General features: G+C 57.9%; 18 protein-coding genes. 4 read left to right on the top strand and 14 right to left on the bottom strand.

Annotation, left to right across the window (positions count from 1 at the left end; all coding sequences use genetic code 11):
* Positions 1 to 39 precede the first annotated feature (39 nt).
* The 5 genes from lnt to miaB form a co-directional block, all read right to left on the bottom strand.
* The gene (gene lnt, locus Q674_RS32255; protein WP_023009084.1) at positions 40 to 1,584 is read right to left on the bottom strand and encodes an apolipoprotein N-acyltransferase; all 1,545 of its coding nucleotides are present in this window, start codon (positions 1,582 to 1,584) and stop codon (positions 40 to 42) included.
* On the bottom strand, positions 1,574 to 2,419 hold the full coding sequence (locus Q674_RS32250; protein ID WP_011786186.1) for an HlyC/CorC family transporter: 846 nt from the start codon (positions 2,417 to 2,419) through the stop codon (positions 1,574 to 1,576). Before Q674_RS32250 ends, lnt begins: the two co-directional genes overlap by 11 nt.
* Positions 2,416 to 2,889, bottom strand: coding sequence for an rRNA maturation RNase YbeY (gene ybeY / locus Q674_RS32245; RefSeq protein WP_023009083.1), 474 nt, complete (start codon positions 2,887 to 2,889; stop codon positions 2,416 to 2,418). The genes Q674_RS32250 and ybeY overlap by 4 nt, the downstream gene beginning before the upstream one ends.
* The gene (locus Q674_RS32240) at positions 2,886 to 3,872 is read right to left on the bottom strand and encodes a PhoH family protein (protein ID WP_011786184.1); all 987 of its coding nucleotides are present in this window, start codon (positions 3,870 to 3,872) and stop codon (positions 2,886 to 2,888) included. The genes ybeY and Q674_RS32240 overlap by 4 nt, the downstream gene beginning before the upstream one ends.
* 449 nt (positions 3,873 to 4,321) lie before the next feature.
* Positions 4,322 to 5,668, bottom strand: coding sequence for a tRNA (N6-isopentenyl adenosine(37)-C2)-methylthiotransferase MiaB (miaB, locus tag Q674_RS32235; RefSeq protein WP_014422125.1), 1,347 nt, complete (start codon positions 5,666 to 5,668; stop codon positions 4,322 to 4,324).
* Between the two features lie 342 nt (positions 5,669 to 6,010).
* On the opposite strand from miaB, the gene trmH reads away from it, so the two are divergent.
* Positions 6,011 to 6,745, top strand: a complete 735-nt coding sequence (gene trmH / locus Q674_RS32230; protein WP_023009082.1) for a tRNA (guanosine(18)-2'-O)-methyltransferase TrmH — start codon at positions 6,011 to 6,013, stop codon at positions 6,743 to 6,745.
* Between the two features lie 7 nt (positions 6,746 to 6,752).
* On the opposite strand, the gene Q674_RS32225 is transcribed toward trmH, so the two are convergent.
* From Q674_RS32225 to Q674_RS32210, 4 genes are all read right to left on the bottom strand, one after another.
* Complete coding sequence (locus Q674_RS32225; protein ID WP_011786181.1) at positions 6,753 to 7,769, bottom strand: nucleoid-associated protein; 1,017 nt, start codon at positions 7,767 to 7,769, stop codon at positions 6,753 to 6,755.
* A gap of 124 nt (positions 7,770 to 7,893) precedes the next feature.
* A complete protein-coding gene (gene cysN / locus Q674_RS32220; protein WP_023009081.1) occupies positions 7,894 to 9,552 on the bottom strand; it encodes a sulfate adenylyltransferase subunit CysN in 1,659 nt (552 codons plus the stop codon).
* Position 9,553: 1 nt separating this feature from the next.
* Positions 9,554 to 10,468, bottom strand: a complete 915-nt coding sequence (gene cysD / locus Q674_RS32215; protein WP_014422122.1) for a sulfate adenylyltransferase subunit CysD — start codon at positions 10,466 to 10,468, stop codon at positions 9,554 to 9,556.
* Positions 10,469 to 10,636: 168 nt separating this feature from the next.
* Positions 10,637 to 11,059, bottom strand: a complete 423-nt coding sequence (locus Q674_RS32210) for a PilZ domain-containing protein (RefSeq protein ID WP_014422121.1) — start codon at positions 11,057 to 11,059, stop codon at positions 10,637 to 10,639.
* A gap of 309 nt (positions 11,060 to 11,368) precedes the next feature.
* Between Q674_RS32210 and rimO the strand changes: the two genes are divergently transcribed.
* The gene (gene rimO, locus Q674_RS32205; RefSeq protein WP_031210190.1) at positions 11,369 to 12,709 is read left to right on the top strand and encodes a 30S ribosomal protein S12 methylthiotransferase RimO; all 1,341 of its coding nucleotides are present in this window, start codon (positions 11,369 to 11,371) and stop codon (positions 12,707 to 12,709) included.
* Positions 12,710 to 12,768: 59 nt separating this feature from the next.
* On the opposite strand, the gene oadA is transcribed toward rimO, so the two are convergent.
* Positions 12,769 to 14,574: a sodium-extruding oxaloacetate decarboxylase subunit alpha gene (oadA, locus tag Q674_RS32200; RefSeq protein ID WP_023009079.1), complete on the bottom strand. Its 1,806-nt coding sequence runs from the start codon at positions 14,572 to 14,574 to the stop codon at positions 12,769 to 12,771.
* A gap of 18 nt (positions 14,575 to 14,592) precedes the next feature.
* Positions 14,593 to 16,008, bottom strand: a complete 1,416-nt coding sequence (locus tag Q674_RS32195) for an acetyl-CoA carboxylase biotin carboxylase subunit (RefSeq protein ID WP_014422118.1) — start codon at positions 16,006 to 16,008, stop codon at positions 14,593 to 14,595.
* A gap of 131 nt (positions 16,009 to 16,139) precedes the next feature.
* Here Q674_RS32195 and Q674_RS32190 point away from each other — a divergent pair, with 131 nt between their 5' ends.
* Positions 16,140 to 17,087 (top strand): LysR family transcriptional regulator, encoded by a 948-nt coding sequence (locus Q674_RS32190; RefSeq protein ID WP_023009078.1) that lies wholly within the window; start codon positions 16,140 to 16,142, stop codon positions 17,085 to 17,087.
* Between the two features lie 218 nt (positions 17,088 to 17,305).
* On the opposite strand, the gene gatB is transcribed toward Q674_RS32190, so the two are convergent.
* The 3 genes from gatB to gatC are packed head-to-tail and all read right to left on the bottom strand — an operon-like array spanning position 17,306 to position 20,558.
* Positions 17,306 to 18,757: an Asp-tRNA(Asn)/Glu-tRNA(Gln) amidotransferase subunit GatB gene (gatB, locus tag Q674_RS32185; protein ID WP_023009077.1), complete on the bottom strand. Its 1,452-nt coding sequence runs from the start codon at positions 18,755 to 18,757 to the stop codon at positions 17,306 to 17,308.
* A gap of 22 nt (positions 18,758 to 18,779) precedes the next feature.
* The gene (gene gatA / locus Q674_RS32180; RefSeq protein WP_031210189.1) at positions 18,780 to 20,237 is read right to left on the bottom strand and encodes an Asp-tRNA(Asn)/Glu-tRNA(Gln) amidotransferase subunit GatA; all 1,458 of its coding nucleotides are present in this window, start codon (positions 20,235 to 20,237) and stop codon (positions 18,780 to 18,782) included.
* A 33-nt stretch (positions 20,238 to 20,270) separates the two neighbouring features.
* Positions 20,271 to 20,558: an Asp-tRNA(Asn)/Glu-tRNA(Gln) amidotransferase subunit GatC gene (gene gatC, locus Q674_RS32175; protein ID WP_014422114.1), complete on the bottom strand. Its 288-nt coding sequence runs from the start codon at positions 20,556 to 20,558 to the stop codon at positions 20,271 to 20,273.
* A gap of 392 nt (positions 20,559 to 20,950) precedes the next feature.
* Here gatC and Q674_RS32165 point away from each other — a divergent pair, with 392 nt between their 5' ends.
* On the top strand, positions 20,951 to 21,994 hold the full coding sequence (locus Q674_RS32165) for a rod shape-determining protein (RefSeq protein WP_011786173.1): 1,044 nt from the start codon (positions 20,951 to 20,953) through the stop codon (positions 21,992 to 21,994).
* Position 21,995 lies beyond the last annotated feature (1 nt).

Here is a 21,995-nt window from a genome sequence, read left to right as displayed (position 1 = left end):
TTGAGCCTGCAAGCCATTTGAGCAGCAGGCTCAAGGCGCTCAGTTTTTCGGAATCACCCGTTCTCGGATGAACACAATCAGGATGATCGCCAGCGTCAGCACCGGCCAGGATCCTGTTTGCATGTAGGGTGTGCTCCCGGTTGCCGTAAATACCTCACCGGTCAGTACCGCGCGCTCGAACTGTGGGATGCGCTCGGTAATCTCGCCCTTGTGATTGATGATTGCAGTGACGCCGTTGTTGGTGCCCCGCAGCATGTAGCGGCCGGTCTCCAGGGCTCTCATGCGGGCAAGCTGCAGATGTTGCAGCGGCCCGATGGAATCACCGAACCAGCCGTCGTTACTGATCGTCAGCAGCAGATCGGTGTTGCGGGCATTAAACGCCACGAAATCGGGGTAGGCCACTTCATAGCAGATGTAAGGGGTGATTTTCATGCCATTGGCGACCAGCGGCGCTTGCTGCTCTGGCCCAGGCGTGAAGCTACTCATGGGCAGGTCAAAGAAACCGATCAGCCCCCGCAGCAGACCTTGAAGTGGCACATATTCGCCAAAGGGCACCAGCTTCTGTTTGTGGTACATGCCGTCGCCATTGCCGATGGCCATAATGCTGTTGTGGAAGGTGTAGTCTTCAATCTGGCCGCTGTAGCCATACCAGGGGATGCCGGTGATCAGCGTGCTGTTTTCTCCTAACTGTTCCCGGATATGATCAATGACCTTGCCAGCCTGGTCCTGCGGAATGGGGATGGCTGTTTCTGGCCAGAGGATCAGGTCGGTTTGCCAGTGCGCTTCGGTCATGCCCAGATAAGCCACAATCTGATCGCGCAGGAAATCAGGATCCCACTTGATCTGTTGCGGTATGTTGCCCTGCATCGCCGCAAAGCTGACGGGCTCTTCGCTGAGCTCGGTCCAGTCAGCTTTGTTCATGGCCGGGGCGATCAGCCAGGGCAGCAGAGCTGCTACCAGAACGGCGCCAGCAGTGACCTTCCTGTCAAGTCTGACCAGCCACCAGGCGCCGTAAGCAGCCACTGCGGTAACGGTGATCCAGAAGGTAATGCCATGCACGCCAGTCAGTGGCGCCAGCCCGGCCAGGGGGCCGTCGGTATGGGCGGTGCCCAGATACAGCCATGGAAATCCAGTCAGCAGCCAGCCACGCAACCAGTCGCCCAGTACCCAGATGGCAGGGAACAGCAAGAGTCGGCGTGGTGCGCTGTCTTTGGCGAGTTTGCCCCAGAACCAGAAGGCCAGCCCATGGAACAGGGCCAGCCCGGCAATAAACAGGACCATGAGTACGATGGCCAGAGGTACCGAGGTATTGCCGTGCTCGCTGATGCTGACGTAAATCCAGCTGGCACCGGAGGCGAACAGACCAAGCCCGGCCAGCCAGCCGGAGCGGAACAGCTTGTCTGGCGCCTGATGGACGGTGACCAGCAGGATCAGAAACACCGACAGGGGCCCCAGCCACCACAGATAGAATGGCGAGAAGGTCAGTGTTTGCAGAGCGCCGGCAATCACAAGGATTGCGGCGCCCAGCCATTTTCGGGTGGTGAACGGGAGTTTCAGTGGCGGGTGCTGTGGATCATGACTCACTGCGGGTTACCTGCAACAGACGGATGACTCGGTTATCGGCGTTGGCAATAGTAAACTGCAAGCCGCCGAATTCAACCGTTTCGCCCCGTCTGGGCAGGTGTCCAAATTCTTTCAGTACCAGGCCGCCAATGGTATCGAACTCTTCTTCGTCCATGTCTGTCTCGAAGAATTCGTTGAAATCATCGATGGGCGTCACGGCCTTCACCGCAAAGGTCCCGTCGCCCCGGGCCTTGATATGGGTCTCCTCATCGAAGTCATGTTCGTCTTCGATTTCACCGACGATCTGTTCCAGCACGTCTTCGATGGTGATAAGGCCAGCGGTTCCGCCGTACTCATCCACCACAATCGCCATGTGATTACGATTTTCCTTGAACTCCTTGAGCAGCTGGTTCAAACGCTTGCTTTCGGGAACAAAGGTGGGCGGCCGCAGGATTTCGCGGATGCGGTTCCAGTTCAGATCGTTGTTGAGGGCAAGAGGAAGCAGGTCTTTCGCCAGCAGTACCCCGATAACGTCATCCTGGCTCTCGCCGATGACCGGAAAGCGGCTATGGGCGGAAGACATAATCTCGGGCAGGAACTCTTTGGGTTCCTGAGATGCCTTTACGGTGATCATCTGGGAGCGGGGGATCATGATCTCGTCCACCCGCATGTCGATCACTTGCATGGCGCCTTCAATGATGCTCATGGAGTCAGCATCAATAATGCTCTGGGATTCAGCATCCCGCAGGATTTCCAGCACGTCCTCGACGGACTCAGGCCCGCTGGAAAAGGCCTGTGATATACGCTCCAGCCAGGACTTGTTGCCCTGACTGCGACTCGACTGATCGTCGCTCATGAGTCTGGTTCCGTTTCCTCTGCTTCGTAAGGGTTAGCAAATCCGAGCTGCGCCAGCAGCCGGATCTCGAGGGCTTCCATGACCTCGGCTTCATTATCTTCAATATGATCGTAGCCCTGGAGATGCAACATACCGTGCACCACCATATGGGCCCAGTGGGCGACAGCGTCTTTGCTCTGCTCCCGCGCTTCCTGTTCAACAACTGGCGCGCAAATCACGAGATCTCCGGCCAATGGCACCGTTATACCCGCTGGTGCTTCAAATGGGAAGGACAAAACATTGGTAGGCTTGTCCTTGTCCCGGTACTGGTGATTCAGCTCACGGCTTTCGTCGTTATCGACAATACGGATGGTAACTTCGGTTGGATTCTCATCCTGCCACGCCGCCTCTGCCCAGGCTTCAAACAACGCCTCGGTAGGTACGCCCGTGCCGTCAAAGGCCATCTGAAGGTCCACAGTTACCTTGCTCATTGGCCTGTGGCACTCCCGTCGTTGAAAGAATCGTAGGCTTCAACAATGCGTTGAACCAGGGGGTGACGCACCACATCCTTGGCGTCGAAACGGGTAAAGCCAATACCCGGGACCTTGCTCAACACGCTGGCGGCATGAATCAGCCCGGAATTCTGTCCGCGGGGCAGGTCCACCTGGGTGGTATCGCCGGTAATGACCGCGGTAGAGCCAAAGCCTATCCGGGTCAGGAACATCTTCATCTGCTCCCGGGTGGTATTCTGGCTTTCGTCCAGAATAATAAACGAGTTGTTCAGGGTACGGCCGCGCATGAATGCCAGGGGGGCAATCTCGATCACACTTTTCTCGATCAGGCGGGTGACCTGATCAAATCCCAGCATTTCGTAGAGGGCGTCGTAGAGCGGGCGCAGGTACGGGTCCACCTTCTGGGCCAGATCGCCAGGCAGAAAGCCCAGCTTCTCGCCGGCTTCCACCGCCGGCCGAACCAGCAGAATACGCTTCACCTGCTCGTCTTTAAGGGCCTCGACGGCGCAGGCCACGGCCAACCACGTCTTACCGGTACCCGCGGGCCCGATGCCGAAGTTGATGTCGTGGGTGCGAATGTTATGCACATACTTCTGCTGATTCCTGCCACGGGGTTTGGCGGTCAGCTTGGGTGTCTTGATAACAGTGACCTGGCCTTCATCGTAAGGCACATCATCCGGCAGCCGTTCCAGGCCGGTTTCGCGGATGAACAGGTGCACGGTATCGGGCGGTATGTCATCACTGGCCTCGGTTTCCCGGTACAGATGCCGGATAACCTCGGTTGCCGCCGCTACGTTTTCAGTGCTGCCTTCCACCCGAAAGTGATGCCCGCGCCGGCCAACTTTCACTTGCAGGCGCTGCTCGATCATCTTCAGGTGTTCATCAAACTGTCCGCACAAGGTTGCCAGGCGGCGCTGGTCCACCGGGTGCAGGTCAAATTGTCTGGTATCGTGAGTGTTCAATCTTGCTCCGTTTCGTTGGACTCCCCTGGTTGGGAGTCAGCATTTCTATGGGTGGAGTATGGCCGATGCGTGGTTATGCTTCCACAGACACGCTACGAGCACATCCCTGTGTGCTTGTTTCGGGCCGTCCCTGGCCCTCAACAGTCTGTGGAAGCATAACCACGCACCGTCCTTTCTGACTATGTGCAGGCTCGAAAGGAAAAAACAAGCGGAGGAACATTTCAGCGGCGTCGGTTTTCTCTGCGCTCTGGAATAATTTGAAAGCCTGTCCAGGTATTACTGGCATGCTACTGCATGATACGCGGAGGCGGGCTGGATCAGCCTCCCAAAAATGTCGGAGGCCATGGATGGCCGTAGAGAAGCGCACATGGATGTGCTCGTAGCGGTTTTTGGGAGGCTGATCCAGCCCGCCTCCCAACGCCACACAAAGAGCACATGGGTGCCGAAGCCTAAAACAACTCGGAACTAACCGGCACACCACGAAGAGAGTTCGGGTAGGCCTCGACGATTTCTACGTCGATGAAATGACCAACCACCTCAGGATTCTCGTGGCGGAAATTCACAATACGGTTGTTCTCCGTTCGCCCCGCATACTCACCAGGATCCTTCTTGGACAAACCAGTCACCAGAATACGCTGAGTAGAACCCACCATCTTCCGGCTGATATCCATTACATTCTGATTCAGGCGATCCTGAAGAATGCTCAACCGCTGCTTCTTCACCTCCATCGGCGTATCGTCCGGCAAGTCAGACGCCGGTGTACCCGGGCGGGCGCTGTAGATGAAGCTGAAGGACATGTCGAAGCCGATGTCGTTGATCAGCTTCATGGTGTCCTCGAAATCCTTGTCGGTTTCACCCGGGAAGCCGATGATGAAATCCGAAGAAAAGCTGATGTCCGGGCGGATCTTGCGCAGGCGACGCAGCTTGGATTTGTACTCCAGCGCCGTGTGGCCTCGCTTCATCGCTGCGAGGATGCGATCAGAACCGCTCTGCACGGGCAGGTGCAGGTGGCTGACCAGTTCGGGAACCCGCTCGTAGACTTCAATCAGCGCATCGCTGAATTCCACCGGGTGAGAGGTGGTGTAGCGGATGCGGTCAATGCCGTCGATGGTGGCGATGACTTCGATCAGTTCCGCCAGGTCCATTTGATCGCCGTCGTGGGTTTCGCCACGGTAAGCGTTCACGTTCTGGCCAAGCAGATTCACTTCCCGCACTCCCTGGGTAGCCAGATGAGCCACTTCGGCGATGACATCGTCTACCGGGCGGCTGACTTCCTCGCCGCGGGTGTAGGGCACCACGCAGAAGGTGCAGTATTTGCTGCAGCCTTCCATGATGGAGACAAACGCAGAGGGGCCGTCGGCGCCGGGCTCAGGCAAATTGTCGAATTTTTCGATCTCCGGGAAGCTGACATCGACCACGCCAACGCCATTACCTTTGGTGCGTACCTCGGTGATCATGTCGGGCAGGCGATGCAGGGTTTGCGGGCCAAATACCATATCCACGTAGGGCGCGCGGTCGATGATGGCCTGGCCTTCCTGGCTGGCGACGCAGCCGCCGACGCCGATGATCAGGTCGGGTTTTTTGGTTTTGAGACTTTTCCAGCGGCCAAGCTGGTGAAACACTTTCTCCTGGGCTTTTTCGCGGATGGAGCAGGTGTTCAGCAGCAGGATGTCGGCGTCATCGGCGTTGTCGGTGACTTCGACCGCTTCGCCGGTTTTGAGCAGGTCTGCCATGCGGGCAGAGTCGTACTCGTTCATTTGGCAGCCGTGGGTTTTGATGTACAGCTTCTTGGCCATGGGTCTCACGTAGTTTGGTGTGTTGGCGCCGGGGTGGAGTGGGGCGCCGGCAAAAATGGACTGCGTATTATAACGGGGTGCTTAATCTTCAACCACCGTTGTCTCGGTATTCCTCATTTGGCTCTGTGCTATTATTCGCCGCTTATGTGCATGAAGGCTTTTGGGGTGGGCTTTCCAAAAACCGCTACGAGCACATCCATGTGCGCTTCTCTCAGGCCATCCATGGCCTTCGAAATTTTTGGAAAGCCCACCCCAAAACCCTTCCCAGACACCTGTACTGGATTCTACAAGCTTGATTGTTGGTTTGTGGGAGCCGGAAAATCATCGCTAGCCAATTTACTTATGACTCCCGAACGCCTCGCCCGAATCAAGCAAGTCCTCAACACCCGTCAACCCGACCTGCGGGTGCTGACGGATCAGGTGCACAAACCCAGAAACCTGTCGGCCATTATTCGGTCCTGCGATGCCTTCGGCCTGGCCAATATGCACGTGGTCTGGCCCAAGGAGGGTTTTCGGGCATTTCGTAAGACAGCCGGTGGCAGCTTTCATTGGGTAGCAACTCACACCCATCCGACCATGGATAACGCGGTAACGGAGCTGAAAGCTCAGGGTCACAAGCTCTATGCGGCGCAATTGTCAGACCGGGCGGTGGATTTTCGGGAGGTGGATTACACCGTGCCGTGCACGATTATCATGGGTAACGAGGTGGATGGGGTGAATCCGGTCACTGCTGAACAGGCGGATGAGCATATTGTGATTCCGATGATGGGAATGGTGGAATCGCTGAATGTGTCTTCAGCCTGTTCGATTATCCTTTCCGAAGCCCAGCGTCAGCGGAAGCTGGCAGGTATGTTTGATCAGCGACGGATGCCCGATGACGAGTACAACCGTCTGCTGTTCTGTTGGTGCCAGCCAACAGTGAAGCGGTACTGTGATGATCGCAACCTGCCGTATCCGCCTATTGATCATGAAACCGGGGAGTTGATCGATGGCGTGGGCTGGATGCAGGAGGTCAGGAAGCTCAGGGCCAATCGCCCCCGGTGGGACGATCAGCCGGAGAATGTTGCAGAGAACTGAGTTTAGATCAGTCCTCGCGGGCTTCCAGGTACCGTTGCAGTTGTTCTCGCAGCGCTTTGGGCAGGCGGGTGATGGTGAGGGCGTCTTTGTCACGGTCGTAGTACACCGCCTGGTTGACCAGGTCCGACGAAAAAGACACGCTCATACCTCCGCCGGAGCCAGCGATGCGCACGAGTTTTTTGACCTTGCGGTGGTCCGGGTGCAGTACGCCGGTTTCCGGTAGTTCGGCGTTCTGGCTGGCGAATTCCTTGAAGCGCTGGGGCTGGCTTTCGTCCAGGTAATTCGACAGAGCTTCGATTTCCACGGGCTCGCCCAGGGCGTGCTGGTCTTTGCAGAATTCGTAGGCCTTGGCGCGCACTTCGCCGGCTTTTTCCGGTTCGCTGGTTTTGGCGAATGCTTCCACTGCGTCCAGGAAGGTCATGGTTTCCTTTTCCACGTCCACGCTGTTGGTGAAGGCGCACAGGCGGATGAACAGCTCGCCGGGGTCGCCGGTGCCGCGGCCGTGGATCAGGGTCATGTAGTTTTCGCTGCCGTTGGCGTTGCGCCAGTCGTCCAGTTCAATTCGCACGGCCAGGTTCAGGCGCGACAGGCTGAGTACGTCGGTGGCGTCCAGTTTCTGGCTGCCGTCGAAGCGCATGGCGCTGTCGGTTTCCAGGATAAACAGGTACACCACTTCGGCATCGGCCAGGGCGTCGTGTACGATCATCAGGTGGCCGTCGAATTCTTCCTGGCTGCCGGTCAGCAGTTCCTGCCACTGGCCGAAAAGACGGTCGGTCATGGCCGCGAAGGTCTGTTTGTCTTCCAGGTAGTCTTTGAGCCAGGCGCTGAAGGGGCATTCGCCGATGTCGTCTGAGAAGCGGCCGTATTTCTTGCCGGGTTTGCTGTTGAACAGGCGCTTCATCTGCTTGTGCAGGGCTTCGTAGTCGCCGCCCGGTTCCTGCAGGGCCTCGCCCGCTACGAGGCGGGCAGGTTGGCCCGGCTGGTATTGGCTTGCGAAGGCGGTGCGCAGGTGTTTGATGGCCATGGGTCAGCTCCTGTCAGATTCAGTCGGCTTGGCGGAGCGTGATTGTGCCACGGTTGGCAGAGAAAGAAACCCCGGTCCCGACGTCTTCGTTCGGGCCGGGGTTCTCAATGGGCGGGTATGGAAATCAGATTCGCTTGCTGCGAATCAGTTCCTGGACCAGTGTCGAGACGGCGCCGGGAATGTCAGCTTCGTTCTCTGCGTTGGCACTGGCGTTGGCAATGTCCGAACCCAGGTTCACGGCAATGGCTACCAGCCCGTGAGCGGTCAGCAACTGCGCTACCCGACGGCGTTCGTCTGCGTCGCCCGCATTTTCTTCGGATACCACGACGGCGGTCTTGCCCTGATCGAACAGAGCTCGCTCAACGGCCAGTGCCAGTTCCGGGCCATGTTTGCCGTTACAGGCGATGATGGCCGGTTTCTGGGCCAGGCGTCGTTCGCGTTCCTCGGCGGTGACCGGGTCCAGGGATTCCAGGCCATCGGCCAGGCCAGCGATCATGCCCGCCCCGATGGTTACGTTGGTCAGGCGGTCAATGACGATGAAGCTGCCGGTGGCGTGGTTACGCTGATAGGCGTCAAACGCGACCGGTTGGTTCAGGGTCAGTTCGCACAGGCCGATCTCGTTCAGGGCCAGTTGGCTGGGATTGGCTTGCTGATCCAGAGTGTTTACATCGGTCTGATGGTGGATTTTCTTCACGGTACCGGAAGTAAAGGTGGGGCCCAGCTTGATGTCATACAGCCGGCCGGTTTCCAGCGGTGCGTCGGTCATCCAGACAATGTTGGCATTGAAGCGGTTGTGGACTTCCGGTTCGTCCTCCACTTTCACCAGCATGTCGCCACGGCTGATGTCGATCTCGTCTTCCAGGGTCAGGGTAACCGCCTGGTCGATGTAGGCTTCGTCCAGGTTGCCGTCGAAGGTCACGACTTCCTTCACTTTGCTGGTACGGCGTGAGGGCAGGGCCATCACTTCATCGCCGGGGCGAATCACGCCTGAGGCGATGGTGCCGCAGAAGCCGCGGAAGTTCAGGTTCGGACGGGTCACGTACTGCACCGGGAAGCGGAAATGCTCCAGGTTCTTGTCACGGGACACTTCCACCGTTTCCAGAATTTCCATCAGCGGCTGGCCGGTAAACCAGGGGGTGTTCTCGCTCTTGTTGACGACGTTGTCTCCATCCAGCGCCGAGATGGGAACAAAACGGATGTCCTTAAGGCCTAGTCGTGAGGCGAAGGCCAGGTAGTCGTCGCGGATTTCATTGAAGCGCTCTTCGCTGAAGTCCACCAGATCCATTTTGTTCACGGCGACCACGATGTGCCGGATGCCCAGTAGCGAAGCAATGTAGGAATGCCGGCGGGTCTGAGTGAGTACGCCGTGGCGGGCATCAATCATCAGGATGGCCAGTTGCGCAGTGGATGCGCCGGTGGCCATGTTGCGGGTGTACTGCTCATGGCCCGGGGTGTCCGCGATGATGAACTTGCGTTTGTCGGTGCTGAAATAACGGTAAGCGACATCAATAGTAATGCCCTGTTCCCGCTCGGCCTGAAGGCCGTCCACCAGCAGTGCCAGGTCCAGTTTTTCGCCGGTGGTGCCCATTTTTGCGCTGTCAGTTTTCAGGCTGGCCATGTGATCTTCATAGATCATCTTGGTGTCATGCAACAGCCGGCCAATCAGCGTGCTCTTGCCGTCATCCACACTGCCGCAGGTGAGCAGGCGCAGGAGTTCCTTGTTCTCGTGTTGCTTCAGGTAAGCCTGAATATCTTCTGCAATCAGATCAGACTGGTGTGACATGTTAGAAATACCCTTCCCGCTTTTTCTGTTCCATGGAGCCCGCTGAATCGTGATCGATCACCCGGCCTTGCCGCTCTGAACTGGTGGCCAGCAGCATTTCCTGAATGATGTCGGGCAGGGTGTTGGCCTCGGATTCAATGGCGCCGGTCAGCGGATAGCAGCCCAGGGTGCGGAAGCGCACCGATTTCATCATCGGCTTTTCACCTTCTTTCAGGGGCATGCGGTCGTCGTCCACCATGATCAGGGTGCCATCGCGCTCTACCACGGGCCGCACGGCTGCGTAATAGAGGGGAACGATGTCAATGTTTTCAAGGTAGATGTATTGCCAGATGTCCAGCTCAGTCCAGTTGGACAGCGGGAAGACCCGGATGCTTTCGCCCTTGTTGACTTTGCCGTTGTAAATATTCCAGAGCTCCGGGCGCTGGTTCTTCGGGTCCCAGCGGTGGTGTTCGTCACGGAAGGAATATACCCGCTCCTTGGCGCGTGATTTTTCTTCGTCCCGGCGGGCGCCCCCGAAGGCGGCGTCGAACTTGTACTTGTTCAGGGCCTGCTTCAGGGATTGGGTTTTCATGATGTCCGTGTGCTTGGCGCTGCCATGAGTAAAGGGGCCGACGCCTTGCTTCACGCCTTCTTCATTGATGTGCACGATCAGGTCTAGCCCGAACTTCTCCGCTACATTATCCCGGAACGAGATCATGTCCCGGAACTTCCAGGTGGTATCCACGTGAAGCAACGGGAACGGTGGCTTGCCCGGGTAGAAGGCTTTCAGGGCAAGATGCAGCATCACGGCAGAATCTTTACCGATGGAGTAGAGCATGACCGGGTTGTCGAACTCGGCGGCCACTTCCCGAATGATGTGGATGCTTTCGGCTTCCAGCTGTTTGAGATGGGTGAGGTTATATGTGGTCATGTTCATCCGTTGCCATGGAGGGCGAAGTAATGGCTGTAATTTAGATGAACAACTATATCAGAGCAGCTTAGGGTATAAGAAGGAGTGCTGTAAGAATTTCAGGTTCTAATAATATAGCCTTCGCCGGTGTCTGGAGGCGGGTGTAAACGCCAGCGACGTCGCCACTGGCTTCCGTCAGTGAGCTTCGCTGGAGGGATTACGTGCGTCCGAAAGCAATTTGGCAACGTAACGATCGACATAGTCAAAGCCGTTACCTTCGAATTCACAGAACTGGATACCAATCTGGAACTCGTCTCGGGCAATGCGACGCATGTGTACGATGTTCCCATCGGCAAGCACCGTGACCGGCTGGTTTGCAATGACGGGCACCGAAAAACGGGTTTTGACTTCGATCCAGTGGCCGGGGGCCGGTGTTTTCAGGCCCGGAACCAGCTGTTTGACGGTGTCCTGATCACAGGAGAGCATCACGCCTGAGCGGGACAGGTTGGATACCTGGCAGGTAAGGCAGCAGCCATCCGGCTTTTCGATGGTAATGTCGGTTGAAACGTCCACCCGCTGCTGGTTTCGCAGATTGGGTTTGGCGGCAAGAGGTTTCATGTTCACTCTTCTGGCATGTGTGGTTTGAAAAGAAGTTGCCTTTCCCATAAACGCCTTCCAGAAAAACGCATAAACGATTGAAAGTTTAGCTGTTTAAAAAGTGAACAGCAAGAATCCTGTCGGTAATTGTGGCACTTTTACTACAAATTTCTGAACACGGTGTCACAGTTTTAGTCGGTAAGTTGATCTGCGTCAGCGGATTTGTGGTGGCGGAGTAGGTGGTGCTACTGCTGCAGTTCTTCCGGTCGTGAGGTAAAATTGCCCGCTACACTCATCGGGAGCATGGCTCCGGACATCCTGCAGGCTTTTATGACCGAGAAAACGCAAAACGCGCCCCAGAGCGGAAAAGTAGGCTTTATCAGCCTTGGTTGCCCGAAGGCGCTGGTAGATTCTGAACGTATCCTGACCCAGTTGCGCCTGGACGGCTACGATGTGGTGCCCACCTACGACGACGCCGATATTGTGGTGGTGAACACCTGTGGTTTTATAGATGCCGCCAAGCAGGAATCCCTGGACGCCATTGGTGAGGCAATCAGTGAGAATGGCAAGGTCATCGTCACCGGTTGCATGGGGGTTGAGGCCGACCGGATCCGTGAAACCCATCCGGGCGTGCTCGCAGTGTCCGGTCCTCATGCCTACGAAGAAGTGGTCGGCGCCGTCCACCAGTATGTGCCGCCCAGGAAAGAGCATGACCCGTTTGTGGACCTGGTGCCGCCCCAGGGCGTCAAGCTGACGCCCCGCCACTATGCCTACCTGAAAATCTCGGAAGGCTGTAACCACCGTTGCACCTTCTGCATCATTCCCTCAATGCGGGGCGACCTTGTCAGTCGCCCGATTGGCGACGTGATGGACGAGGCCAAACGGTTGGTGGATGCGGGGGTGAAAGAGATTCTGGTGATTTCCCAGGACACCTCCGCCTACGGCGTCGACATCAAATACCGCACCGGTTTCTGGCAGGGGCGCCCGGTAAAGACCAAAATGCAGGCGTTGTGTGAAGCGCTGGGTGAGATGGGCGTGTGGGTTCGGTTGCACTATGTCTATCCCTATCCCCATGTGGACGACATCATTCCGCTGATGGCCGAAGGCAAGATCCTGCCGTACCTGGACATCCCGTTCCAGCACGCCAGTCCGAGAGTACTCAAAGCCATGAAGCGCCCGGCCCATGACAGCAAGACCCTGGAGCGCATCAGGAAGTGGCGGGAAATCTGCCCGGAACTGACCATTCGTTCCACCTTCATCGTGGGTTTTCCGGGGGAAACCGAAGAAGATTTCCAGTACCTGCTGGACTGGCTGGACGAGGCTCAGCTGGATCGAGTCGGCGCCTTCACTTATAGCGCGGTGGAAGGGGCGCCGGCGAACGAGCTCGAAGGTGCGGTCCCCGAGGACGTGAAGGAAGATCGCCTGGCTCGCTTTATGGCCAAACAGGCAGAAATCTCGGCTGCCCGCCTTAAGGCAAAGATTGGCAAGACCATTGATGTGCTGATTGATGAAGTGGACGAGGAGGGTGCGATTGGCAGATCAAAAGCCGACGCGCCTGAGATTGACGGGATGGTCTACCTGAACGACGAAACCGACCTGGTTCCCGGTCAGATCGTTCAGGCCGTGGTTGAGCATGCCGACGAGCATGATCTCTGGGCGGTTCTGGTTTGACCTGATCAATGCGTCGGCGAAGCGGGGCAGCCAATCGGTTGCCCCGCTTGCGTTTGGGGTCAGGCGATTTCGATCAGCACTTCGCCTGGCGTGACCCGATCGCCTTTGGCGACATACACGCCTTTCACCGTGCCATCAACACTTGTATGTACCTCGGTTTCCATTTTCATGGCCTCGGTAATCAGCACCGCCTGGCCAGCTTTTACGGTGTCACCTTCCTTAACCAGCACGTCCACCACATTGCCCGGCATGGTCGTGGTGACGTGGCCGGGATCGGTGGCCTGTTTCCGACCGCTGCCGGCGCCGGCTTCGTATTCGTTCAGGGATTCAAACACCACTTCCTGGGGCATGCCGTCCAGAGACAGATAGAGCTTGCGCTTGCCCGGTCCTGAGCCGCCAACACCGGTAACGGCCACTTCGTAGCTTTCGCCGTGTACGTCAATGCGGAACTCGGTGGCGATGGCGGTGCCCAGGCGGTCCCGGCCCTTGTGCTCGGCCGGTTGCAACTCTTCGGGCTTCAGTGTGCCATCCTGCCGTTGTTGCAGATATTCCCGGCCAAGATCCGGAAACATGGCGTAAGTCAGCACGTCTTCCTCGCTGGTGGCCAGGCTGCCAATGTCTTCTCGCAGCTTGTTCAGTTCCGGGCTAAGCAGGTCGGCGGGGCGACCGTCATTGACGGTTTCGTTGCCGATAGCCTTTTTCTGGATTTCGGCGTTCACCTCGGCAGGTGGCTGGCCGTAACCTCCCTGAAGGTAGCGTTTCACTTCGTTGGTGATGGTCTTGTAGCGTTGACCAGCCAGCACGTTATAGACCGCCTGGGTCCCCACAATCTGGGAGGTGGGGGTGACCAGTGGCGGGTAGCCCAGATCCTTGCGCACACGGGGAATCTCGTCGAAGACCTCGCGTATGCGGTCCAGGGCGTTCTGCTCTTTGAGCTGGTTGGCCAGGTTGGACATCATGCCGCCCGGCACCTGATTGATCTGTACCGAAATGTCCTCGCGGGTAAATTCGCTTTCAAACTGGTGGTACTTCTTGCGCACTTCCCGGAAGTAGTCCGCAATCTCGCTTAACAGCTCCAGATCCAGCCCGGTGTCATAGTCCGTGCCCTTCAGGGCGGCCACCTGGGATTCTGTTGCAGGATGGCTGGTGCCGTTGGCAAAGGCGGAAATGGCGGTGTCGATACGGTCTGCGCCGGCTTCCACCGCTTTCAGTTGGCACATGGCGGCCAGGCCGGCGGTGGCGTGGCTATGGATGACCAGAGGCAGATCCACGGACGATTTAATGGCTTTGGTCAACTCGTAGGTGGCGTAAGGAGTTAGCAGCCCGGCCATGTCCTTGATGGCAATGGAGTCGGCGCCCATGGCCTTGAGTTCCTGGGCCTGCTTAACGAAAAGCTCGGGTGTATGCACCGGGCTGGTGGTATAGCAAATGGTACCCTGAGCGTGCTTGCCCGCCTTCTTCACCGCTTTCATGGCGGTTTCCAGATTGCGCAGATCGTTCAGGGCATCAAAGATGCGGAACACATCAATGCCGTTGTCGGCGGCTTTTTGCACGAACGCTTCCACCACATCGTCAGCGTAGTGACGGTAACCCAGCAGGTTCTGCCCCCGCAGCAGCATTTGCAGGCGGGTGTTGGGCAGCGCCTTGCGCAACTGGCGCAGGCGTTCCCAGGGGTCCTCTTTCAGAAAGCGCACGCAGGCGTCGAAAGTGGCGCCGCCCCAGACCTCCAGGGACCAGTAACCCACCTGGTCCAACTTGTCACAGATCGGCAGCATGTCTTCGGTGCGCATGCGGGTCGCAATCAGGGACTGGTGGGCATCACGAAGGATAAGATCGGTAACTTCAATTTTTTTGGCGTTGCTCATATTCAATCCTCCTGTGGATTACCAGCCGGCGTGGGCCGCGATCGTGGCTGCGATGGCCAGCGCAATTTCGCTGGGGTGGCGTTTGGTGGAATAGTTCAACAGCTCCGGATGGCTGGGCACGAAGCTGGTGTCAAACACGCCAGCCTGGAAATCCGGATGATCCAGTATTTGCTGGTAATAGTTGGCGGTTGTGGTGATGCCATGCAGGCGCATGTCATCCAGAGCCCGCTTGCCGCGCGCGATAACTTCATCCCAGGTCAGTGCCCAGACCACCAGTTTCAGGCACATGGAGTCGTAGTAGGGCGGAATCTCGTAGCCCGTGTAGATGGCGGTGTCCACTCGAACACCTGGGCCACCGGGGGCGTAGTAGTGGGTAATGCGCCCGAAACTGGGCAAGAAGTCGTTTTTGGGATCTTCGGCGTTGATGCGGAACTGCAGCGCATAGCCCCGGTACGAAATATCCTCCTGCCGGTAGCTGAGGGATTCCCCCGCGGCGACCCGCAACTGTTCCCGGACAATATCCACCCCGGTAATGGCTTCGGTGATGGTGTGCTCCACCTGCACCCGGGTGTTCATCTCCATGAAGTACACCTCGTTGCCCGAGAGTAGAAACTCCACCGTGCCGGCATTCTCGTAGCCCACTGCTTTTGCGGCCTTGACGGCGAGGCTGCCGATGTACTGGCGCTGTTCCGGTGTCAGTTGCGGGCTGGGGGCGATCTCAATCAGTTTCTGGTTACGACGCTGAATGGAACAATCGCGCTCATACAGGTGAATGGCGTTGCCCCGGCTATCCGCTAGAATCTGCACCTCGATATGGCGCGGATTGACGATGCATTTTTCCATGAACACCTCGGCCGAGCCGAAAGCCTTGGTGGCCTCCGAAATCACCCGTGGGTACTGGGTTCTAAGCTCCTCCGGTGTATCGCAACGGCGAATCCCCCGGCCGCCACCGCCGGAGGTGGCCTTCAGCATCACCGGATAGCCAATCTCATTAGCCAGCTTCAGGGCCTCATCCAGATCGGCCAGATTGCCCTCGGAGCCGGGAGTAATGGGCACGCCGGCCGCCCGCATGCTGTCGCGGGCCTGGGTCTTGTCACCCATCTTGTGAATAACGTCGGATTTCGGGCCAATAAAGGTCAGACCCTTTTCTTCGCACAGCTGAGCGAAGCGGGCGTTCTCCGACAGGAAGCCATAACCAGGATGGATGGCATCGCAGCCCACCTCCAGGGCGAGATTGACGATGCGGGCGGGATCCAGGTAGCCGGCAATCGGATCCTCGCCCAGGGAGTAGGCTTCATCAGCGCGCTTGACGTGCAAGCCGTAGCGATCGGGCTCGGTGTAGATCGCCACAGACCGGATCCCGGCCTCGGCGCACGCCCGCACGATACGCACCGCAATTTCGCCTCGGTTGGCGATCAGTACTTTCTTCAACATGGGCGATTCCTCGTTTCGTCGTCCCGAATGAAGGTGTTAAAAGCCTAACGATGGCAACTGATGAGTTAAAATTGATATTATTTGGGTTATATATAAGTAATGACTTATGAATAGGTGAGGCGGGAGAACTTGTGCCATTAAGTGTCCAGAAACTGGCTAGCCGCCTTACATTTCGGCAGCTGCAGGTGTTCAAGGCCGTTTACGATCTGAAAAGCTACAGCAAGGCCGGTGATCTGCTTGGACTGACCCAGCCCGCCGTATCCAGCCAGATGCGTCATCTGGAGCAGGCAGTTGGGATGCCTATGTTTGAGTACGTGGGCAGGAAGCTGTATTGCACCGCCGCTGGCGAGGAGATGGCAGCTTGCGTAGGCTCGGTGTTTCGCGAGCTGACGGACATGCAGAACCGGATGGCGGCGCTGGAAGGTCGCGTGGCGGGGGATCTCAAGCTGGTGGCGGTCAATACCGCGCAGTATGTGGTGCCTTATCTTTTGCGGTCGTTTCTGCAGATTAACCCGCAAGTGAATGTTTCGGTCGCAGTGGTCAACCGGGCGGCTGCCCTGGAACGGCTGAGCGATAACAGCGGCGATCTGGTCATTATGGGGATGGTTCCTCCAGACCGGCCGCTGACCTCGTTTCCCTTTCTGGATAACGAGTTGATTCCGATTGTTCCTGATGGCCACCCACTGCTAAATCTGCAGTCTGTCAGTGCCGGGGAGTTTCTGAAGAACCAGCTTCTGACCCGTGAGCCCGGTTCCGGCAGTCGTCTGGCGCTGGAGGTTTATTGCCAGCAGCACCGTTTGAAAATGGAATCCGCCATGGAACTGGGTTCGAACGATGCGGTAAAACACGCGGTATTGGCGGGGCTCGGAGTGGCGGTGGTGCCGAAGCTCAGTGTTGTTTCAGAACTGGCACTGGGTTCGCTGCATGCCCTCAACATAACCGGCTTCCCCCTGCGCCGCAGCTGGTGCGTGGTCTATCCTCAGGGCCGGCACCCGACGCCGGCCATGCAGGCCTTTATTGACTACATCCAGCAAAATATATCGCAATTTGAGAGGGTGTTTAGAAGACTGGAGTCGTAGTGGTCGTATTTTCTGAGGACAGAGGGTTTGGAAAAGACTATTTCACTGGGGTTCGAGAGGGTGGGTTTGGAGCCCCTTCACAAAAATGTCGGAGGCCATGGATGGCCGGAGAGAAGCGCACAGGGATGTGCTTGTAGCGGTTTTTGGGAAGGGGCTCCAAATCCACCCCTCCCCACTATCCGAAGGCTAGGGCCAAAACAAGATGGCCCACGCCAATGCTAGCCGCCGAGCTTGCGAACGAGAATCTCATTGAACAGCTTGGGATTACCCTGGCCCTTGGAAGCCTTCATCAGAGGGCCCATGAAGCCGCCAAGCATCTTCTTGCGCTTCTTCGGATCTTCCTCGTTCTGGTATTGAGCCACCTGATCCGGCATGCCGGCCAGCACCTCATCCACCATGGCTTCCAGAGCGCCGGTGTCCGACACCTGCTTCAGGCCCTTGGCTTCGATAATGGCATCGACATCGTTGTTTTCGCCCGTCCATAGCGCCTCGAACACTTTCTTGGCACCGGCGGAAGACAGTGTGTTATCGGCGATGCGGGTCACCATGGCGCCCAGTTGTGCGCCGGTAATCGGCGCCTCGGCGACGGACTTCTCCTCCGCATTCAGGCGAGCGGAGAACTCGCCCTGAATCCAGTTGGCGGCCAGCTTGGCATCTTTGCCGTGTTCCACGGTTTCTTCGAAGAATGCAGCCAGTTTGGCGTCGGCAGACAGGATGCCGGCGTCATAGTCGTTCAGGCCGTATTGCTCCTTGAAACGCGCCCTGCGAGCGTCCGGCAGTTCCGGCAGGCGGCTGCGGGCGTCTTCGATGAAGGCATCGTCGATTTCCACCGGCAGCAGGTCCGGGCAGGGGAAGTAGCGATAGTCGTTGGCTTCTTCCTTGGTGCGCATCGAGCGGGACTCGTCCCGGTCACCGTTGTACAGGCGGGTTTCCTGCACAATCACGCCGCCGTCTTCCAGGATATCCATCTGCCGCTCCACCTCGTGGGCGATGGCCTGTTCCATGAACCGGAACGAGTTCAGGTTCTTGGTCTCGGTGCGGGTGCCCAGGGTGTCGGAGCCTTTTGGCTTCAGAGAGATGTTGACGTCAAAGCGCATGGAACCCTGGGACATATCGCCGTCGCAGATGCCCAGTGAAGTGACGATGCTGTGCAGCTTTTTGGCAAAAGCCACGGCTTCCTCGGCGCTGGTCATATCCGGCTCGGTCACCACCTCGATCAGCGGGGTGCCGGCGCGGTTCAGGTCGATGCCGGTCATGCCATGATAATCCTCGTGCAGGGATTTACCGGCGTCCTCTTCCAGGTGGGCGTGGTGAATGCGCACGCGCTTGGTGCTGCCATCGGCCAGGTCGATGTCGACGTAGCCGGGGCCAACGATGGGCTGGGCCAGCTGGGTGGTCTGGTAGCCCTTGGGCAGGTCCGGGTAGAAGTAGTTCTTGCGCTCGAACACCGAGCGACGGCCGATTTCTGCGTTGGTGGCCAGGCCGAACATCACCGCGTAGCGGAACGCCTGTTCGTTGGGTACCGGCAGGGTGCCGGGCATCGCCAGGTCAACCGCGTTGGCCTGGGTGTTGGGCTCGGCACCGTAAGCGGTGCTGGAGCCGGAGAAAATCTTGGTCTGGGTGGCGAGCTGAACGTGAATTTCCAGCCCGATCACGATATCCCACTGCATGTGTTCGTCTCCTAATCCGGGCTTATTGAGGTTCACGCTGGTGCCAGTCGGTCACCTGCTGGAACTGATGGGCGGCGTTCAGCAGGCGCGCTTCGGAGAAGTAATCCCCGATAATCTGCAGCCCCACCGGCAAGCCGTCGACAAACCCGGCCGGAACCGACATGGCCGGAATGCCCGCAAGGTTAATGGCGATGGTGAACACGTCTTCCAGGTACATGGACACCGGATCGGTGTTCTTCTCGCCCTGCTTGAACGCCGGCGTTGGCGACACCGGGCTCATCAGCACGTCCACTTCCTTGAACGCATTGATGAAATCCTGCTGGATCAGGCGGCGCACCTTCTGGGCCTTCAGGTAATAGGCATCGAAATAACCGGCGGACAGGGCATAGGAACCCACCAGAATCCGGCGCTTCACCTCGTTGCCGAAGCCTTCCGCCCGGGTGCGGGTGTACATGTCCATCAGGTCTTTCGGGTCTTCGCAGCGGTAGCCATAGCGCACGCCGTCAAACCGGGACAGGTTGGCGGACGCCTCCGCCGGAGCGATCACGTAATACGCTGCGATGGCCAGCTTCGCGTTTGGCAAGGAAACCTCCTTCACCGTCGCGCCCAGCTTTTCATACTCGCGAATCGCGTTACGAACCTGCTCTTCCATAGCAGGAGCCAGCTGGTCACTGAAGTATTCCTTCGGCAGGCCAATCTTCAGGCCCTTCAGCGGCTCGTTCAGGGTGGCCGTGTAATCCGGTACTTCCCGGTCAATGCAGGTGGAGTCCTTCGGATCGTGCCCCGCCATCACATTCAACATCAGCGCGGCATCTTCTGCGGTGCGCGCCATCGGCCCGCCCTGATCCAGGGAAGAGGCAAAGGCAATCATCCCGTACCGTGACACCCGGCCATAGGTCGGCTTCAAGCCGGTGATGCCGCACAATGCCGCCGGCTGACGGATTGAACCACCGGTATCCGTGCCCGTTGCTGCTGGCACCAGTCGTGCCGCTACCGCAGCCGCAGAACCACCAGATGAACCACCCGGTACCCGCTTGTCACCACCGGACAGGCCCCAGGGGTTGGTCACGGCGCCATAAAAACTGGACTCGTTAGACGAGCCCATGGCGAACTCGTCCATGTTGGTCTTGCCAAGGCACACCGCGCCAGCCGCCTTGAAGTTAGCCGTTACCGTCGCGTCGTAGGGAGGTACAAAATTATCCAGCATTTTCGAACCGCAACTGGTGCGAATGCCGCTGGTGCAGAAGATATCCTTGTGAGCAAAGGGCACCCCGGTCCACACCGTGGCCTTACCCGCCGCCCGCATCTCGTCTGCAGCCCTGGCCTCGGCCAATGCCTGCTCTTCGGAGATGGTAATAAAGCTGTTGTACTTGCCGTCTTCTGTCTTCAGACGGTCCAGGAACTGCTGCGTCAGCTCCACACTCGAAATCCTGCCACTCTCCAGCTCTCTGGAAAGTTCTGCTACAGACTTGTTATGCATGATAAATCCCGAAATCTCTGATGGACGACCAAATCACTCAATAACCCTGGGCACCAGATACAACCCATCCTCGGTAGCCGGCGCAATCGCCTGGAACGCCTCCCGCTGATTGGTTTCGGTAACCACATCCGGCCGCAGCTTCTGCACCGCATCCAGCGGATGAGCCATCGGCTCCACCGAATCGGTATCCGCGGCACTCAACTGATCCACCAGATCCAGAATATTGCCCAGATCCTTTTCCAGAGCCGAAACCTGCTCGCCGTCCACTTTGATGCGGGCGAGCACGGCAACTTTCTCGATGTCCTCGCGGGAAATGCTCACGTTGCCTCCAAAAAGCGTGTGTGAAAACAATTTAATGTCAGGTTAGAAGCCAGGAATAGCGTATGGGGATGCTTGTGAGGATGGCTTTCCAAAACTGTGCGAAGCCATGGATGGCGGAGCTCAAGCGACACAGGGATGTGCCGAAGGAGCGTGTTTTGGAAAGCCATCCTCACAAGCAGCCATGCTCCACGGTTAACTGCGCGCGGAATCCTGGCGACAACAAAGCCAGACATATTAGCAGAACCGCGCGCAACATTGGCCCCGTCTAAAGCCATAAAATGTGAGAATGGTAAGCCCCGAAGCCCCGATGGCGCCTTGCCTGAGTAGGTGCTCACTGCTAAAGTTGCCGCATTCTTTTCTGCAACCGCAACTCTCAGGTTGAAACAACACGAATGTTAATCAAAAGACTCCGAGGCTTATTCTCAAGCGACCTGTCCATCGACCTGGGCACCGCCAACACCCTTATCTACGTGCGCGAACGCGGCATTGTACTTAACGAACCCTCTGTCGTGGCCATCCGCACCAATAACTCCCAGAAAATGGTCGCTGCCGTCGGGTCCGAAGCCAAACGCATGTTGGGCCGCACCCCGGGCAATATTACCGCCATCCGTCCCATGAAAGATGGTGTGATCGCCGACTTCGTCGTGACCGAAAAAATGCTCCAGCACTTTATTCACAAAGTGCACGAAAACAGTTTCATTACCCCGAGCCCCCGCGTACTCGTGTGTGTGCCCAGCAAATCTACCCAGGTAGAGCGCAAGGCCATCCGCGAATCGGCCCTGGGTGCAGGCGCCCGCGAGGTGTTCCTGATCGAAGAACCCATGGCGGCCGCCATTGGTGCCGGCCTGCCGGTGGAAGAAGCCAGCGGCTCCATGATTGTCGACATCGGTGGCGGTACCACCGAGATCGCCATTATCTCCCTGAATGGCATCGTCTATGCCGAATCCGTCCGGGTTGGTGGCGACAAGTTCGACGAAGCCATCGTTACTTACGTCCGTCGCAACTACGGCAGCCTGATCGGCGATTCCACAGCCGAGCGTATCAAGCATGAAATCGGCTGTGCCTATGAAGGCCTGGAAGTGCGAGAAATCGACGTTCGTGGTCGCAACCTGGCTGAAGGTGTGCCCCGGGCCTTTACCCTGAACAGCGAAGAAATTCTCGACGCGCTTCAGGAATCCCTGGCCCAGATCGTCCAGACCGTGAAGAGCGCCCTGGAGCAGTCTCCGCCTGAACTGGCCTCCGACATTGCTGAGCGCGGCATTGTGCTGACCGGTGGCGGTGCGCTGCTGCGGGGCCTGGACAAGCTCATCAGCGAAGAGACCGGCCTGCCGGTCATTATTGCGGAAGATCCGCTGACCTGCGTAGCCCGTGGCGGCGGTAAAGCCCTGGAAGTGATTGATCGCGGTGGCATCGGAATGTTCTCCCAGGAGGGGTAAC

It is taken from the genome of Marinobacter sp. EVN1 (assembly GCF_000475375.1).
Classification (GTDB): Bacteria; Pseudomonadota; Gammaproteobacteria; order Pseudomonadales; family Oleiphilaceae; genus Marinobacter; species Marinobacter nauticus.
Note: the sequence above shows the minus strand (reverse complement) of the source record. Positions and strands in the feature narration are given on the sequence as shown.

Excerpts from the sequence above, each read along its gene's own strand:
- gatB (WP_023009077.1), bottom strand. The coding sequence starts at position 18,757 with ATGCAGTGGGATATCGTGATCGGGCTGGAAATTCACGTTCAGCTCGCC.
- Q674_RS32165 (WP_011786173.1), top strand. The coding sequence starts at position 20,951 with ATGTTAATCAAAAGACTCCGAGGCTTATTCTCAAGCGACCTGTCCATC.
- Q674_RS32250 (WP_011786186.1), bottom strand. The coding sequence starts at position 2,419 with ATGAGCGACGATCAGTCGAGTCGCAGTCAGGGCAACAAGTCCTGGCTG.
- Q674_RS32195 (WP_014422118.1), bottom strand. The coding sequence starts at position 16,008 with ATGTTGAAGAAAGTACTGATCGCCAACCGAGGCGAAATTGCGGTGCGT.
- trmH (WP_023009082.1), top strand. The coding sequence starts at position 6,011 with ATGACTCCCGAACGCCTCGCCCGAATCAAGCAAGTCCTCAACACCCGT.
- ybeY (WP_023009083.1), bottom strand. The coding sequence starts at position 2,889 with ATGAGCAAGGTAACTGTGGACCTTCAGATGGCCTTTGACGGCACGGGC.
- cysD (WP_014422122.1), bottom strand. The coding sequence starts at position 10,468 with ATGAACATGACCACATATAACCTCACCCATCTCAAACAGCTGGAAGCC.
- oadA (WP_023009079.1), bottom strand. The coding sequence starts at position 14,574 with ATGAGCAACGCCAAAAAAATTGAAGTTACCGATCTTATCCTTCGTGAT.
- miaB (WP_014422125.1), bottom strand. The coding sequence starts at position 5,668 with ATGGCCAAGAAGCTGTACATCAAAACCCACGGCTGCCAAATGAACGAG.
- Q674_RS32225 (WP_011786181.1), bottom strand. The coding sequence starts at position 7,769 with ATGGCCATCAAACACCTGCGCACCGCCTTCGCAAGCCAATACCAGCCG.
- cysN (WP_023009081.1), bottom strand. The coding sequence starts at position 9,552 with ATGTCACACCAGTCTGATCTGATTGCAGAAGATATTCAGGCTTACCTG.
- gatA (WP_031210189.1), bottom strand. The coding sequence starts at position 20,237 with ATGCATAACAAGTCTGTAGCAGAACTTTCCAGAGAGCTGGAGAGTGGC.
- Q674_RS32210 (WP_014422121.1), bottom strand. The coding sequence starts at position 11,059 with ATGAAACCTCTTGCCGCCAAACCCAATCTGCGAAACCAGCAGCGGGTG.
- rimO (WP_031210190.1), top strand. The coding sequence starts at position 11,369 with ATGACCGAGAAAACGCAAAACGCGCCCCAGAGCGGAAAAGTAGGCTTT.